Below are 15,430 nucleotides of genomic sequence, written 5' to 3' on the forward strand. Positions count from 1 at the left end.
CGTCATCATGCGCCGTCCCGCGCATCGCTGCAGCGTGCGCGCTCGTCGGTGCCGGCCCGTTCGCGCAGCACGCCCGGAGGAAATGATCGCGAAGATGCCACGCCGGCAGCCCGGGCCGCCGGCGGTTTCGGCTTGCCGGCCGCCGTGTCGGGCCGGCAAGCCCGCACGGCCGTATCGCCCGCGCTCAATACACGTCCCGCATGTAGCGCCGCGCCTTCGAAAGCCGCGCGACGTAGTCGTTCGCGGCTTCGTCCGACATCCCGCCGTGCTCGGCGACGACCGCCTTCAGCGCGGTATCGACGTCCTTGGCCATGCGTGCGGCGTCGCCGCACACGTAGAAGTGCGCGCCCTCCTCCAGCCACTTGTACAGCTCGGCGCCCTGCTCGCGCATCCGGTCCTGCACGTAGATCTTGTCGGCCTGGTCGCGCGAGAACGCGAGATCGAGCCGCGTGAGGAAACCGCTGTCGCGCATCGCGCTCAGTTCGTCGCCGTAGTAGAAGTCGGTCTGCGCATGCTGCTCGCCGAAGAACAGCCAGTTGCGTCCGCGCGCGCCGCGCGCCTGCCGCTCGTGCAGGAAGCCGCGGAACGGCGCGACGCCGGTGCCGGGTCCGACCATCACGACGGGCACGTCGCCGTTCACCGGCGGCCGGAAATGCGCGGACTTCTGCACGAACACCGGCACGCGGCCGTCATCCGCGCGATCGGCGAGGAACGTCGACGCGACGCCTTTGCGCGCGCGCCGGCCGTTGTGATAGCGCACGGCCGACACCGTCAGGTGAATCTCGCCCGGGTGCGCGCTCGGGCTCGACGCGATCGAATACAGGCGCGGCTGCAGCCGCTTCAGCATCCCGACCAGCTCCGTGCCCGACAGATCGACCGGGAACTCGTGCAGCACGTCCGCGAGTTGTTGCCCCCACAACCATTGCTTCAGGTCGGCCTTGCGATCGTCGCCGAGCAGCGCCTTCAGCGCGCCGTTCGCGCTGCGCGACGCGATGAACGCGAGCGTGTCGGGATGCGGGCGCGTGATGTCGAAGTGGCGCGCGAGCGCATCGCCGAGCCGCACGTCGCCGATGCCCGCGACCGACACGGGCGCATCGGCCTTCAGCGCGGTGACGGACAGCAGCTCGTCGACCAGCTCCGGGCAGTTGGTCGGCCACACGCCGAGCGCGTCGCCGGTTTCGTATTCGAGGTTCGCGCCTTCGGTCGACAGCGACACGTAGCGCGTGTCCTTCGCGGCGCCCGGCCGGTTGAGCCGCAGGTTCGCGACGAGCTTCGACGGCGCCGGATGCGCCTTGGTCGGCAGCAGCCCCGACGCGCTCACCCCGGCGGACGGCACAGCGTGCAGCGCGGCATCCGCTTCCTTGATCCGGGCAACCACGCGTTCGAGCCACTGGTCCGCATCGCGCTGGAACTCGACGTCGCAATCGACGCGCGCGCACAGGCGCGCCGCGCCGAGTTCCGCGAGCCGCGCGTCGAGCCGGCGGCCGTGCCCGCAGAACTGGTCGTAGTTGCGATCGCCGAGCGCGAGCACCGCGAAGTGCACGCCCTCGAGGCGCGCGGCGCTGCCGGCCTGCAGCGCATCCCAGAACTCGCTGCCGTTGTCGGGCGCGTCGCCGTCGCCGAACGTGCTCGTCATCAGCAGCACGTATTGCGCGCCGGCCAGCGACGCAACCGGATAGTCGGACATGCACGCGGTGCGGATCTCGAAGCCGGCGTTCATCAGCTGCGTCGCGTAGTCCTCGGTCAGCGACTCGATGTTGCCCGTCTGCGACGCCCACAGCAGCACGACCTTCGGCCGCATGCGCACGATCCGCACGCCGCCGGGCGCGGCGGCCTCGGACGGCAGCGCGGGCGCGGCACCGTCCGATGCGTGGGCAGGCACCGAGCGGCTGAACAGCCCCGCGAGCATCCCCTCGACCCAGAACCGCACCGGCGGCGCGAGCGGCGCGCCGGCCGGCAGCACCGGCACGCCGCCGTCGCGCCGCCCGGCGCTCGCCTTCAGCCCGCTGACGAGGCCGGCCACGTACAGGCGCTCCGTATCGGAGAGCGGCGGCGGCGCGAGATCGGCCACGCCGAGCGCGGCCGCGAAAGTGTCGAGGTCTGCCATGTCGGATTCCTGTGAAGCCGTGATCTGCGCCGACGCGGGCGCGGGCCGCGCGTTGGTAGCCGAGGCATCGGGTCGCGCCGTGTCGTCGTCGGCAGCGGACGCGAACGCGTCCGTGTCGACGCGCGTCAGCGCGACCGCGCAATATTTCAGTTCGGGCTGCTGAGATTCCGGATCGATCGCGTCGTTCGTCACCGCATTGATGCACAGGTCGTCGCCGTACACGTCGTTCCAGTGCATCGGCGCGAAGCAGTTGCCGCGCCGCACGCGCTCGGTCACGACGGCCGGCAGCACCGCGCGGCCGCGCGCCGAGCGAATCTCGACGCTGTCCTTCGTCGCAATGCCGAGCGCGTTCGCATCGTCCGGATGCAGTTCGACGAACGGGCGCGGATTGAGCTTGTTCAGCATCGCGACCTTGCCCGTCTTCGTCATCGTGTGCCATTGATGCTGCAGCCGGCCGGTGTTCAGCACGATCGGGAACGTGTCGTCGGGCAGTTCGGCCGGCGCGACGTGCGGCCGCGCGAGGAAGCGCGCCTTGCCCGACGCCGTCGGAAACGCAATACGCGGCGCGTCGTGCCCGTCGGCCGCCTGGCGCGGCGTCTGGCTCACGCCGTCGTTCAGATAGCGGATCGGGTGCCGCTCGCGCGCCGTGCCCGGCGCGACCGGCCATTGCACGGGGCCGTCGCGCAGCGCCGCGTGGCTCGCGCCGCGCAGGTCGTAGCCGGTCGCCGGATTCGAAAACCGCACGATCTCGTCGAACACGTCGGCCGCCGACGCATACTCGAACGCATCGCCGAAGCCCATCGCGCGCGCCACTTCCGCGACGATGCGCCAGTCCGGCAGCGCGTCGCCGGGCGGCGCGACCGCGGCACGCATCAGCGTCATGTTGCGCTCGGAATTGACCATCACGCCGTCGCCCTCGGCCCACAGCGCGCCAGGCAGCAGGATGTCCGCGTAGCGGTTGGTCTCGGTGTCGAGGAATGCGTCCTGCGCGATCACGAGCTCCGCGGCCTGCAGCCCCGCGATCACCTTCTGCCGGTTCGGCACGGTCGCAACCGGATTCGTGCAGACGATCCAGCACGCCTTGATGTCGCCGGCCGCCATTCGCTCGAACAGGTCGACCGTGCCGCGGCCGGCGTCCTTGCGCAGCGTACCGGCCGGCACACGCCACAGGTTTTCGACGAAGCGCCGGTCGTCGTCGGACAGCACCGAGCGCTGGCCCGGCAGGCCGGGGCCCATGTAGCCCATCTCGCGCCCGCCCATCGCATTCGGCTGGCCGGTCAGCGAGAATGGCCCGCTGCCCGGGCGGCAGATCGCGCCGGTCGCGAGATGCAGGTTGCAGATCGCGTTGGTGTTCCACACGCCATGCGTGCTCTGGTTGAGTCCCATCGTCCAGCAGCTCATCCATTCCTGCGCGTCGCCGATCCATTGCGCGGCCGTGCGAATGTCGGCTTCCGCGAGACCGGTGATTGCCGCGACGCGCTCGGGCGTGTAGTCGGCGAGAAACGCGGGCATCGCGTCCCAACCTTCGGTGTACGTATCGATGAACGCGGCATCGGTGCGGCCGTTCGCGTGCAGCAGATGCAGCAACCCGTTGGTCAGCGCCAGATCGGTGCCGGGCCGGATCTGCAGGAACAGGTCGGCCTTGTCGGCAGTGCCGGTGCGGCGCGGATCGACGACGATCAGCTTCGCGCCGGCCTTCACGCGATCCATCATGCGCAGGAACAGGATCGGGTGGCAGTCGGCCATGTTCGCGCCGATCACGAAGAACAGGTTCGCGCGATCGAAATCCTGATACGACCCGGGCGGGCCGTCCGCACCGAGCGACTGCTTGTAGCCCGTGCTCGCGCTCGCCATGCACAGGCGCGAGTTCGACTCGATGTTGTGGGTGCCGACGAAGCCCTTCGCGAGCTTGTTCACGAGGTATTGCGCCTCGATCGACATCTGCCCCGACACGTAGAACGACAACGCATCGGGCCCGTGCGCGTCGAGCACCGCGCGCAGCCGCCGCGCGGTCTCGACGATCGCGTCGCGCGCCGGCAGCGGCACGAGGTCGTCCTCGCGCGCGCGCCGCACGAACGCGCGGTCGAGCCGCCCGGAACGGCGCAACGCGACGTGCGCCGACGAGCCCTTCGTGCACAGCCGCCCGAAGTTGGTCGGATGATCGGAGTCGCCGGACACCTTGACGACTTCGTCATCCTCGACGTGCAGCACCATTCCGCAGCCGACGCCGCAGTATGGGCACACGCTCTTGACGGAGGTGGCGGTCATGCGTGCTCCGTCGGCGCTCAGACGGCGATCCACACGAAACCGTCCTCGACCCGCGACGGATACGCGTGCACCGATTTCTCGGGGGATTCGAGGCATTCGCCGGTCCGCAGGTCGAAATGCTGCTTGTACAGCGGCGACGCGACCACCACGCGCTCGCCGAGGCTGCCGATCAGCCCGCGCGACATCACGGCCGCTTGCGACACCGGATCGACGTTGTCGATCGCGAACACGCCGCCTTCCTCGGCATGCGCGACATGAAACACGGCGACCTGCTCGCCGTTGACGAGCGCGCACACGCCGGTGTTCGGCACGATGTCGTCGAGCGGGCACACGCGGGTCCAGGACAGGTGAAGACGATCGTTCATGATGGGCTCCTTGAAAAAGACGCGGCTGTCGGTCAGCGTCAGACGGTTGCGGGTTCGGCGACGACGGGAATCGCAACGGGCCTGCCGCCCGCGCGCTCGTCGGGTGTGGCGGGACGGATCTGGCCGCGCGTTTCGACGAACGCGATGGTCGCATCGGGCGCGTCGCTGTTCACGAAATGGCGGAAGCGCTTGCGCGTTTCCGGATCGGTGACGGCCTTCTTCCACTCGCATTCGTAGGTGTCGACCACGTGCTGCATGTCGGCCTCGAGTTCGGCCGCGATCCCGAGCTTGTCGTGCACGACGACGTCGGTCAGGTAGTCGAGCCCGCCTTCGAGGTTGTCGCGCCACACGCTGGTGCGCTGCAGCCGGTCGGCGGTGCGCACGTAGAACATCAGGAAGCGGTCGATGTAGCGGATCAGCGTGGCGCGGTCGAGATCGGACGCGAGCAGTTCCGCATGGCGCGGCTTCATCCCGCCGTTGCCGCACACGTACAGGTTCCAGCCCTTCTCGGTCGCGATGATGCCGATGTCCTTGCCCTGCGCTTCCGCGCACTCGCGCGTGCAGCCCGACACGCCGAACTTGATCTTGTGCGGCGCGCGCAAGCCCTTGTAGCGGTTCTCGATGTCGATCGCGAGGCCGACCGAATCGTCGACGCCATAGCGGCACCACGTCGAACCGACGCACGACTTCACGGTGCGCACCGACTTGCCGTACGCATGCCCCGATTCGAAGCCGGCCGCGATCAGCGCTTCCCAGATCGACGGCAGCTGCTCGACGCGCGCGCCGAACAGGTCGACGCGCTGGCCGCCCGTGATCTTCGTGTAGAGCCCGTATTTCTTCGCGACCTGGCCGACCGCGATCAGCCCTTCCGGCGTCACCTCGCCGCCCGGCATGCGCGGCACGACCGAGTACGTGCCGTCGCGCTGGATGTTCGCGAGGTAGTAGTCGTTCGAATCCTGCAGCCCCGCATGCTCCTTCTTCAGCACGAACTCGTTGAAGCACGACGCGAGGATGCCCGCCACCGCCGGCTTGCACACGTCGCAGCCGAGCCCGTGGCCGTGCTTCGCGAGCAGTTCGTCGAACGTCGTGATGCGCTCGACGCGGATCAGATGGAACAATTCCTGGCGCGAATGCGGGAAGTGCTCGCACAGATGGTTGTTGACCGCGAGGCCCTGCTTCTTCATCTCGGCCTTCATGATCTGCGTGACGAGCGGCACGCATCCGCCGCATGACGTGCCCGCGCCCGTGCACGACTTCAATGCGCCCAGGCTCGTCGCGCCATCCGCCACCGCCGCGCAGATCTGCGACTTCGACACGTTGTTGCACGAGCAGATCTGCGCGCCGTCCGGCAGCGCGTCGACACCGATCGCCGGCTTCGCCGCGCCGTCCGACGACGGCAGGATCAGGAATTCCGGCGACTCGGGCAACTCGATGCGATTCAGCATCATCTGCAGCAGCGTGCCGTATTCGGCCGCATCGCCGACCATCACCGCGCCGTGCAGGAACTTGCCGCAGTCCGACACCACCAGTTTCTTGTAGACCTGGCGGCGTTCGTCCGCGTACTGGTAGGTGCGGCTGCCGGCCGTCGCGCCGTGCGCGTCGCCGATGCTCGCGACGTCGACGCCCATCAGCTTCAGCTTGGTGCTCATGTCGGCACCGGCGAATGCGGCGTCGGCCGCTTCTTCCGTGTCGCCGCCGAGCTGCTTCGCGACCACGCGCGCCATGTCGTAGCCCGGTGCGACGAGGCCGTACACCATTCCGTTCCAGGCCGCGCATTCGCCGATCGCGTAGATGTCGGCGTCGCTCGTGCGGCACGCGTCGTCGATCGCGACGCCGCCGCGCGGGCCGATTTCCAGACCGCACGCACGCGCCAGTTCGTCGCGGGCGCGGATGCCGGCCGAGAACACGATCATGTCGGCGTCGAGATGCGAGCCGTCGGCGAACGCCATCCGGTGCGTGCCTTCGTCGCCGTCGACGATCTCGAGCGTGTTCTTGCCCGTATGCACGGTCACGCCGAGCGCCTCGATCTTCGCGCGCAGCATCCGGCCACCGCCGTCGTCGACCTGCACCGCCATCAGCCGCGGCGCGAATTCGACGACGTGCGTGTCGAGCCCCATGTCGCGCAACGCCTTCGCGCATTCGAGGCCGAGCAGCCCGCCGCCGATCACCACGCCGCACTTCGCGTGCGTGCCCCACGCCTGCATCGCTTCGAGATCCTCGATCGTTCGGTACACGAAGCAACCGGCGCGATCGCGGCCCGGCACTGGCGGCACGAACGGACGCGAGCCCGTCGCGAGCACCAGCTTGTCGTACGCGAGCGTTTCGCCGGACGCGAGCGTGACCGTGTGCGCGGCACGGTCGATCGACGCGACCCGGGCGTTCAGGCGCAGGTCGAACTGCGGATGACGCTCGAAGAAGCCGGGTTCGACGAGCGACAGATCGTCCGCCGATTTGCCCGCGAAGAATTCCGACAGGTGCACGCGGTCGTACGCCGGGCGCGGTTCCTCGCCGAGCACCGTGACCTGCAGCGTGCCCGCCGCGCCGGCTTGCGCAGCGACGCATTCGAGGAGCTTGTGGCCGACCATCCCGTGGCCGATGACGATGAGTTTCATGATGACGTGTCCTTCGGTCGATCAGTTCGCGACGCTGGCGGCGGCCAGCGCGCGATCGCGCAGCTCGGCCTCGCGTGCCTTGTGTTCTTCGCTGAAGCGCACGGCCATCGCGCACAATGCGGTCGCGGTGACGGCGAGCCCGAGCAGGCTCAGCGTGTGCTGCACGTCGCCGACGCCCTTCAGCAGGAACGCCGCGGCCACCGCGCCGACGTTGCCGCCCGCGCCGACGATCCCCGCGACGCCGCCGAGCGCCTTGCGATCGATGAACGGCACGAGCGCATAGGTCGCGCCGCAGGCCATGTGCGTGAAGAGGCCGAAGGTCAGCATCGCGACGAGCGCCATGCCGATGCCTTGCGCATGCGAGAACCAGATCAATCCGAGCCCTTCGCCGACGATCAGCGCGCACAGCAGCGTGGCGCGCACGTCGAGGCTGCGGCGTGCGGCGATCTTGTCCGACAGCCAGCCGCCGAGCGCGCGGGCGAACAGCGCGAGCAGCCCGAACATCCCGACCGCGAAGCCGGCGTCCTTCAGCGACAGCTTGAAGTGATCGACGTAGTACAGCGCCGCGATGTTGTGGATGAACACCTCGACGCCGAAGCACGCGCCGTACGTGACGAACAGCATCCACACGCGATAGTTGCCGCATGCGGCGAAGAAGCTCGCCCAGCCGCCCTTCTTGCCGCTGTCGACCGTCACGCCCTGCTTGCGCAGCGCGACGAAATCGCCTTGCGGGCAGTCCTGCGTGAAGCGCCAGTACGCCCAGGCCATCGCGAGCATCGCGACGCCCGGCACGACGAGCGCGATGCGCCACGACGCGTCGTCGCCGAAGCCGAGCATCAGGCCGGCGGCGACGAGCAGCGGCATCATCGCCTGCGTCGCGCCCGCGCCCGCGTTGCCCCAGCCGGCCGTCGTCGCGTTCGCGGTGCCGACCACGTTCGGCGCGAACATCACCGACGTGTGGTACTGCGTGATCACGAAGCCCGCGCCGATCGCGCCGATGCCGAGCCGGCAGATCAGGAACGTCAGGTAGTCGTGCGAGAACGACACCGCGAACACGGGAATCGCGCCGAGCACGAGCAGCCCGACATACACGCGGCGCGGGCCGAAGCGGTCGCACAGCGGGCCGACCAGCAGCCGCACGGCGATCGTCGCGGCCACCGCGGCGATGTTGATGTTCGCGACCTGGGCCGCGGTGAGGTGAAATTCGCGCGCAATCAGCGGCATCAGCGGCGCACACGCGAACCACGCGAAGAAGCATACGAAGAACGCCATCCACGTCATGTGGAACGCGCGCATCGGCGCGGTGCGGAAGCTGAAGAGATCGATACGGGTAGCTTTGTCGGTCATGTCATCCGCCAAACGAAAAACGGCGTCCTGCACACCCGGTCTCGTCGAGACCCGATGTGTAGGACGCCGTTGCCCATGAAGCCCGTTTCCGGGCGCGTCGGTAATCGGTACTGCGGACGAATCGCCGTTGATCCGCCCGGACGAGCTTACGCAAACGCCATGCCATGTCGGCCCGAATCGCACCGGCGGCCCCGTCGCACAAGGCGCGCGGGCCGCCGGGCGCGTGGCGGCGGTGCGCGGCGCGCGATGCGTCGCGATGCAGCCAGGCACAGATGTGGTGCGCTGCAGCACTGTCGCCGTGCGACATCGCGGTGCGCGATGACGGGGCGCGATGCACGTCGATGCGGCATCGCGTGCGCCGCGTCCCCGCTGCCGCATGCGTGCCGGCCTCCGTCGCCCGGGGCGTCGCGCCGCGCATGTCGCCGCGCTCGCCGCCGCGCTAGGTCAGGTTGGCCCGGATATTGCTGAATTCCGTCCACACACCGGCAACGGCGCCGGTGGGCAGTCCCCGCAAATCGGCCCGCCATCGCAGGCGGGCGCAGCAGATCAGGACAACGACGTCCCCCCGTGCGCGGCACGGCCGGATGCCATGGTCACGTCGACCGCCCGCCGCCGCAAGCAACAACGCGTTATCGACAGCCGCTCGCTCGCACGCACGCGGCAATGGAACACGACATGACGACTGGAAAAGTCACGCTGCTGGGCGCCGGCCCCGGCGATCCCGATCTCCTCACGCTGAAGGCCGTGAAAGCGCTGGCGGCCGCCGACGTGCTGCTGCTCGACGATCTCGTCGCGCCCGGCATCGTCGAACTCGCGCCGCACGCGCGCGTGATCCGCGTCGGCAAGCGCGGCGGCTGCCGCTCCACGCCGCAGGCATTCATCGAGAAACTGATGCGCCGCCACGCGCTGCGCGGCGCGCACGTCGTGCGCGTCAAGGGCGGCGACGCGCTGCTGTTCGGCCGCGCCGGCGAGGAACTCGCGACGCTGCGCGCCGCCGGGATTCCGGTGGACATCGTCAACGGCATCTCGTCGGGCTTCGCGGCCGCCGCGAGCCTCGGCGTCTCGCTCACGCACCGCGAGTACTGCCAGGGCGTCACGTTCGTCACCGCACACCGCCAGGACCACGGCGAACCCGACTGGGCGACGCTCGCGGCGACCGGCACCACGCTCGCGATCTACATGGGCATGAGCCGCGTCGACAGCATCGCGGCGAGCCTGCTCGCCGCCTTGCCCGCGTCAACGCCGGCCGCCGCCGTGCAATGGGCCGGCACGTCGCACGAGCGCCGCTGGACCGGCACGCTCGGCGGCCTCGCGCGCGGCGTCGCGGCAGCCGGGCTCGGCAGCCCGGCGGTGATGCTCGTCGGCGCGGCGATCGGCGAAGCCGCCGTGCACTGCACCGATGCCGCCGGCGAAGCGATGCTGTTCCGGGCGGCATAGCATGCGCGGTCCGCATCGGCATTCCAGTCACCGCAGCGGCGTTCGCGCCGGCTGTCGGGGATGCGGTCGAGAGGCCCTGAATCCGTCGACATCCGTGCGCACCCCGCAATCGCCGTTCAACCGTTGCACCGACGCTCGCTCGTCCCCGTTCGCGTCATGAGTTCGTCCGTCCCGCCCGCACGCCTGCGCGTGCTGCTCGTCACCGACACCGACAAGCCGATCGGCGAACTCGGCGACGCGCTCGCGCGCCTCGGCTACGAGATGCTCAACGACGTCGCGACGCCCGCGCGCCTGCCCGCCGCCGTCGAGGAGCAGCGCCCCGACGTCGTGATCATCGATACCGATTCGCCGTCGCGCGACACGCTCGAGCAACTCGCCGTGATGCACGCGACCGCGCCGCGCCCCGTGCTGATGTTCAGCCACGATGCCGACCAGGCGCTGATTCACGCGGCGGTCGGCGCCGGCGTCAGCGCGTATCTCGTCGAAGGCTTGTCGGCCGAGCGCCTCGCGCCGATCCTCGAAGTCGCGCTCGCGCGCTTCTCGCACGACGATGCATTGCGCCGCCGGCTCGCCGACGTCGAGCGCGAGCTCGCCGAACGCAAGCTGATCGATCGCGCGAAGCGCCTGCTGATGGATCAGCGCAGGCTGTCCGAGCACGATGCGTATGCGTTGCTGCGCAAGCGCGCGATGGATCAGGGCCAGCGCATCGTCGACGTCGCGCGCCAACTGCTCGATGCGACCCACCCGTCATGAATGCCATGAAACCTTCGCCTCCCGCCGCGCCGGAACGCGCGCATCTTCGTCTCGGGTTCGTCGCGCTCAGCGACGCCGCCCCGCTGATCGTCGCGCAACACCTGAATCTCGGCGCGCGCCACGGCCTGACGCTGGAGCTGTGCCGCCAGCCATCCTGGGCCGCCGTGCGCGACAAGCTGCTGACCGGCGAACTCGACGCCGCGCACGCGCTGTACGGGCTCGTGTGCGGGCTGCAGGTCGGCATCGGCGGCCCGCAGGCCGACATGGCCGCGCTGATGGTGCTGAACCGCAACGGCCAGGCGATCACGTTCGCCCGCGGCCTCGCCGACGCGTACCGCGCAAGCGGCGACGTCCGCGCGGCGCTCGCGACGCTCGGCCGCAAGCCGCTGCTCGCGCAGACCTTCCCGACCGGCACGCATGCGATGTGGCTGAACCACTGGCTCGCGTCGCACGGCGTCGATCCGCTGCGCGACGTGCGCAGCGTCGTGATCCCGCCGCCCGAGATGGTCGCGGCGCTCGCGAGCGGCGAGCTCGACGGCTTCTGCGCGGGCGAGCCGTGGCACGCCGTGGCCGAAGCCTGCGGCGCGGGCCGGACCGTCGCCGTCACCAGCGAGATCTGGCCCGATCATCCGGAGAAAGTGCTCGCGGCCCGGCGCGATTTCGTCGCGCTGTATCCGGCCACCGCGCGGGCGCTGATCCGCACGCTCGTCGATGCGTGCGCGTGGCTCGACAACCCCGCGCACCGTCGCGACGCGGCCGACTGGCTCGCGTCGCCCGACGCGCTCGGCGTGCCGGCCCGGCTGATCGCGCCGCGCCTGCTCGGCGACTACGGCGCGGGGCCGTTCGCGCAGCCGCCGCTGCCGATCCGCTTCCACGACGGCGGCGCCGTGAACCGGCCGGATCCGCAGGAAGGCCGCTGGTTCCTGCTGCAATACCGGCGCTGGGGCATGCTCGACGGCACGCACGACGACGCGGCGATCGCCGCGGCAATCGCGCAGACGGCGTTGTATGATGCTGCGGTCGCCGAGGGCGATGCGGCGGGCAGGTGATCCCGACACGGGCTGCCGGAGCCGCCGCGCAGCGCCATGCCGTATCCCGCGGAACGCCTGACGCGATGCGCCGGTCCGCGCCGGCCCGCCGTGCGGCATGGACGCATCTGCGTGCGTGCCGCCACTCCGTCCCCGTTCAGAATCGATGCCGAAACGAACGCGCACGCCGCTCGACGTGCTGCTCACCGAAATCCGCGCGTGCCGCGCCTGCGAAGCCGACCTCCCGCTCGGCCCGCGCCCCGTCGTGCGGGCCCATCGCGACGCCCGCATCCTGATCGTCGGGCAGGCGCCCGGCGCCCGCGTCCACGCGAGCGGCATCCCGTGGGACGATGCGAGCGGCAAGCGGCTGCGTGACTGGCTCGGCGTCGGCCCCGACACGTTCTACGACGAGACACGCTTCGCGATCGTGCCGATGGGCTTCTGCTTCCCGGGCCGCGGTGCGAGCGGCGACAACCCGCCGCGCCCCGAATGCGCGCGACTGTGGCTCGACCGGCTGCTCGCCGGATTGCCGTCGATCCAGCTGACGCTGCTGATCGGCCAGTACGCGCAGCGGCATTTCCTGCGCGACACACGCAAGGCGACGCTGACCGACACCGTGCACGCGTGGCGCGACTACGGCCCCGGCGTGCTGCCGCTGCCGCATCCGTCGCCGCGCAATCAGGCGTGGTTCAAACATCATCCGTGGTTCGACGCCGAGATCGTGCCCGAACTGCGCCGGCGCATCGCGCCGCTGATCGCCGGCTGACGCATGCCGGCCGTGCCCCGTTCCCTACCGAAATGAATCAGAACGACATCGACTTTTCATGCACCGGCTGCGGCCGTTGCTGCCACGACCTGCGCATTCCGCTGACCGTCGCCGAGGCCACTGCCTGGCTGCGGCGCGGCGGCCACGTGGAACTGTTGTGCGACGCCATGCCATGGCCCGTCGAACCGGCCGCCGACGACGCGTTCGCCGCGTACAAGCGCGCCCGTTCGTCGCCCGCGCTCAGCGGCACGCTGCCGGTGCGCGTCACTACCCTGCTCACCGCGTCCCATGCCGGGCCATGCCCGAACCTGCTCGACGATTTGCGCTGCGGCATCTACGAAGAACGGCCGCTGGTGTGCCGGATCTACCCGGCCGAAGTCAACCCGTTCGTGCCGCTGGTGCCGGACGGCAAGCAGTGCCCGTCCGACGCGTGGCAGCACGCGCCGCTCACCCGCGGCGGCACGATCGTCGACGCGCTCACGCGCGAGAACATCGTGCGCGCGCGGGAAGCAAGCGCGGCCGAGGCGCCGCTGCGCGCGCGCCTGTGCGCGGCGCTCGACATCGATACGGCAGCCGTCGCGAACGAAGGCTTCGCGATTCATGCGCCGCCCGCCGACCTGCTGCTGGCCGCGCTGAGCCTGCTCGACGATGCGCGCGCGACGGCCGCCGCCGAGGCCGCCTCGACGGCATGGACGCTGCTCACGAATCGCAGCGCGACGGCCGACACGCTCCGCTCGGTCGGCGCATCCAGCCGGCTTGCCGCATCCGACGAGGCCGGCACGCGCTGCCGCTACCTGGGCTTTCATCCGGCCGCCTGATTGACTCGTCGCCGGGCGGGTGCGCGCCGCCCCGCCGGCCGATGCGGATCGCGCCCGCGGATTCCGGCCGCGCCCGGTTCGCTGTACCATCGCGGCTCAACCGCGTCACGAACAGCAGAATCCTTCATGCCCTCCACCGCCCCGCCGCGCCTGTACGGGATGCCCGAACGCAGCGACCGGCTCGATTTCTACATCCGCGACCAGGCGTCGCGCCAGGCGATCACCGAGCCGCACCGGCACGCGTATTTCCAGATCCAGTTCAACCTCGGCGGCGACACCGAACAGCGTATCGGCGGCGTCACGCGGCCGTTTCCGCGCGGCGCGCTCGCGTTCGTGCTGCCGCACCGCGAGCACCTGATTCCGCATCCGGAAGGCGCGCACTTCATCGTGATCAACTTCAGCCAGGCGTTCCTGCGCGCCGATCTCGACGTCGATCCGCTCGATCTCGAGGACGTGCCCGCGCACCGTTTTCCCGAGCTGACGCCGTTCCGCTTCCAGGAACATCTCGACTTCATCCTGACCGGCGACGCCTTCGACGAGGCGCGCCGCCTCGCGCTGTGCATGCTCGATGCCGACCGCGTGCGCACCTTCGGCTCGACCACGTTGCTGCGCGGCTACCTGCTGCAACTGATCGGGCTCGTCTGCACGCAGTACGCGGGCGCGCTCGACAAGCTTGCGCAGCGCGGCGCCCAGCGCGCGGGCCGGCGCGACGCGCTCGCGCGCGTGCTGCGCCACGTGCGCGCGAACCTGACCCGCGAGGACCTGACGCTCGCGGCCACCGCCGAGGCCGCCTTCCTGTCGCCGAACTACCTCGCGCATCTGGTGCGCAAGGAAACCGGCAGCACCTTCACCGATCTCGTGACCGAGCGCCGGATCGCGCTCGCGCAATCGCTGCTCGCGCATACGAGCCGGCGCATCGCCGACATCGCGCGTTCCGTCGGATTCCGGGACGAAGGGTATTTCGCGCGGCGCTTCCGCGCGCGGGTCGGCGTGTCGCCGAAGGCGTACCGCGACGCGAACGCCGCGCTGCCGGATGCCGACGAAGGGACGTTGGCCGGCGACGCGTAGATTTGTCCGGTTAAAGCGCAGTTGCGTCGCATCCGGGCGCGCATGCGTCGGGTATCGTTCCATGCATGTCGGCCCGTGGTGGATTGCGCGGGCGACGGCATCCGTCTTTTCATCGAACGAGGCCATCCGATGTCCGCATACGTCATCGACGCTTCCGAGCGTCCTTCCGTCGAAGTCGAACAGTCGTCCGCGCGCTTTCCGGTGCGCCGCGTGTTCTGTGTCGGCCGCAACTACGCCGACCACGCGCGCGAAATGGGCGCCGATCCCGACCGCGAACCGCCGTTCTTCTTCACGAAACCGGCCGACGCGATCGTCCCGGCCGCCGGCACCGTCCCGTATCCGCCGCTGACCGGCGACCTCCATCACGAAATCGAGCTGGTCGTCGCGATCGGCAAGGACGGCCGGTCGATCGACCCGGCCGAGGCGCTGTCGCATGTGTGGGGTTATGGCGTCGGTGTCGACCTCACGCGCCGCGACCTGCAGGCCGAGGCGAAAAAGCTGAGCCGCCCGTGGGACTGGGCGAAGGGCTTCGATGCGTCCGGCCCCGTGACCGCGCTGCGCGCGGCGACCGCGACCGGCCATCCGGCCAGCGGCCGGATCTGGCTTGCGGTCAACGGCGAAACCCGCCAGCAAGGCGATCTCGCCGACATGATCTGGGCCGTGCCGGACGTGATCGCGTACGTGTCGCGCTCGGTCGAGCTGAAGGCCGGCGACCTGATCTTCACCGGCACGCCGGCCGGCGTCGGCGCGCTGCAACCGGGCGACCGCGTGACGGGCGGCGTCGACGGCGTCGCGACGTTCGAGTTCGTGATGGGGGCGAAGCCGTAACGCAGTGTGCGGGGGCATGTGACGTGGCGTTCG

The 15,430-nt window shown here is 70.2% G+C and carries 11 protein-coding genes; 7 read left to right on the plus strand and 4 right to left on the minus strand.

What is annotated here, in order from left to right:
* Positions 1–184 precede the first annotated feature (184 nt).
* Genes WS46_RS17455 through WS46_RS17470 form a run of 4 tightly spaced genes read right to left on the minus strand, consistent with a single transcriptional unit; the run spans position 185 to position 8,699 of the window.
* Positions 185–4,375, minus strand: a complete 4,191-nt coding sequence (locus WS46_RS17455; RefSeq protein WP_059691254.1) for a bifunctional nitrate reductase/sulfite reductase flavoprotein subunit alpha — start codon at positions 4,373–4,375, stop codon at positions 185–187.
* A 17-nt stretch (positions 4,376–4,392) separates the two neighbouring features.
* Positions 4,393–4,740 (minus strand): nitrite reductase small subunit NirD, encoded by a 348-nt coding sequence (gene nirD, locus WS46_RS17460; RefSeq protein ID WP_059691255.1) that lies wholly within the window; start codon positions 4,738–4,740, stop codon positions 4,393–4,395.
* 38 nt (positions 4,741–4,778) lie between these two features.
* Positions 4,779–7,352 carry a nitrite reductase large subunit NirB gene (gene nirB, locus WS46_RS17465; protein ID WP_059691256.1) on the minus strand — a complete coding sequence of 858 codons (2,574 nt, stop codon included), beginning with the start codon at positions 7,350–7,352 and terminating at the stop codon, positions 4,779–4,781.
* 21 nt (positions 7,353–7,373) lie between these two features.
* Positions 7,374–8,699 (minus strand): MFS transporter, encoded by a 1,326-nt coding sequence (locus WS46_RS17470; protein WP_059691257.1) that lies wholly within the window; start codon positions 8,697–8,699, stop codon positions 7,374–7,376.
* 675 nt (positions 8,700–9,374) lie between these two features.
* Between WS46_RS17470 and cobA the strand changes: the two genes are divergently transcribed.
* The 7 genes from cobA (at position 9,375) to WS46_RS17510 (ending at position 15,397) form a co-directional block, all read left to right on the plus strand.
* The gene (gene cobA, locus WS46_RS17480) at positions 9,375–10,136 is read left to right on the plus strand and encodes a uroporphyrinogen-III C-methyltransferase (protein ID WP_059691321.1); all 762 of its coding nucleotides are present in this window, start codon (positions 9,375–9,377) and stop codon (positions 10,134–10,136) included.
* A gap of 156 nt (positions 10,137–10,292) precedes the next feature.
* Positions 10,293–10,889: an ANTAR domain-containing response regulator gene (locus WS46_RS17485; RefSeq protein ID WP_059537542.1), complete on the plus strand. Its 597-nt coding sequence runs from the start codon at positions 10,293–10,295 to the stop codon at positions 10,887–10,889.
* Positions 10,890–10,894: 5 nt separating this feature from the next.
* The gene (locus tag WS46_RS17490; RefSeq protein ID WP_059691322.1) at positions 10,895–11,938 is read left to right on the plus strand and encodes a CmpA/NrtA family ABC transporter substrate-binding protein; all 1,044 of its coding nucleotides are present in this window, start codon (positions 10,895–10,897) and stop codon (positions 11,936–11,938) included.
* Positions 11,939–12,083: 145 nt separating this feature from the next.
* Positions 12,084–12,683 (plus strand): uracil-DNA glycosylase family protein, encoded by a 600-nt coding sequence (locus tag WS46_RS17495; RefSeq protein WP_059691259.1) that lies wholly within the window; start codon positions 12,084–12,086, stop codon positions 12,681–12,683.
* Positions 12,684–12,715: 32 nt separating this feature from the next.
* Positions 12,716–13,501: a YkgJ family cysteine cluster protein gene (locus WS46_RS17500; protein WP_059691260.1), complete on the plus strand. Its 786-nt coding sequence runs from the start codon at positions 12,716–12,718 to the stop codon at positions 13,499–13,501.
* Between the two features lie 126 nt (positions 13,502–13,627).
* Positions 13,628–14,569: a helix-turn-helix transcriptional regulator gene (locus WS46_RS17505; protein ID WP_059691261.1), complete on the plus strand. Its 942-nt coding sequence runs from the start codon at positions 13,628–13,630 to the stop codon at positions 14,567–14,569.
* A gap of 129 nt (positions 14,570–14,698) precedes the next feature.
* A complete protein-coding gene (locus WS46_RS17510) occupies positions 14,699–15,397 on the plus strand; it encodes a fumarylacetoacetate hydrolase family protein (protein ID WP_059537530.1) in 699 nt (232 codons plus the stop codon).
* Positions 15,398–15,430 lie beyond the last annotated feature (33 nt).

The sequence above is a fragment of the Burkholderia sp. RF4-BP95 genome, from assembly GCF_001521985.1.
GTDB classification, from domain to species: Bacteria; Pseudomonadota; Gammaproteobacteria; order Burkholderiales; family Burkholderiaceae; genus Burkholderia; species Burkholderia diffusa.

Excerpts from the sequence above, each read along its gene's own strand:
- WS46_RS17455 (WP_059691254.1), bottom strand. The coding sequence starts at position 4,375 with ATGACCGCCACCTCCGTCAAGAGCGTGTGCCCATACTGCGGCGTCGGC.
- nirD (WP_059691255.1), bottom strand. The coding sequence starts at position 4,740 with ATGAACGATCGTCTTCACCTGTCCTGGACCCGCGTGTGCCCGCTCGAC.
- nirB (WP_059691256.1), bottom strand. The coding sequence starts at position 7,352 with ATGAAACTCATCGTCATCGGCCACGGGATGGTCGGCCACAAGCTCCTC.
- WS46_RS17470 (WP_059691257.1), bottom strand. The coding sequence starts at position 8,699 with ATGACCGACAAAGCTACCCGTATCGATCTCTTCAGCTTCCGCACCGCG.
- cobA (WP_059691321.1), top strand. The coding sequence starts at position 9,375 with ATGACGACTGGAAAAGTCACGCTGCTGGGCGCCGGCCCCGGCGATCCC.
- WS46_RS17485 (WP_059537542.1), top strand. The coding sequence starts at position 10,293 with ATGAGTTCGTCCGTCCCGCCCGCACGCCTGCGCGTGCTGCTCGTCACC.
- WS46_RS17490 (WP_059691322.1), top strand. The coding sequence starts at position 10,895 with ATGAAACCTTCGCCTCCCGCCGCGCCGGAACGCGCGCATCTTCGTCTC.
- WS46_RS17495 (WP_059691259.1), top strand. The coding sequence starts at position 12,084 with ATGCCGAAACGAACGCGCACGCCGCTCGACGTGCTGCTCACCGAAATC.
- WS46_RS17500 (WP_059691260.1), top strand. The coding sequence starts at position 12,716 with ATGAATCAGAACGACATCGACTTTTCATGCACCGGCTGCGGCCGTTGC.
- WS46_RS17505 (WP_059691261.1), top strand. The coding sequence starts at position 13,628 with ATGCCCTCCACCGCCCCGCCGCGCCTGTACGGGATGCCCGAACGCAGC.
- WS46_RS17510 (WP_059537530.1), top strand. The coding sequence starts at position 14,699 with ATGTCCGCATACGTCATCGACGCTTCCGAGCGTCCTTCCGTCGAAGTC.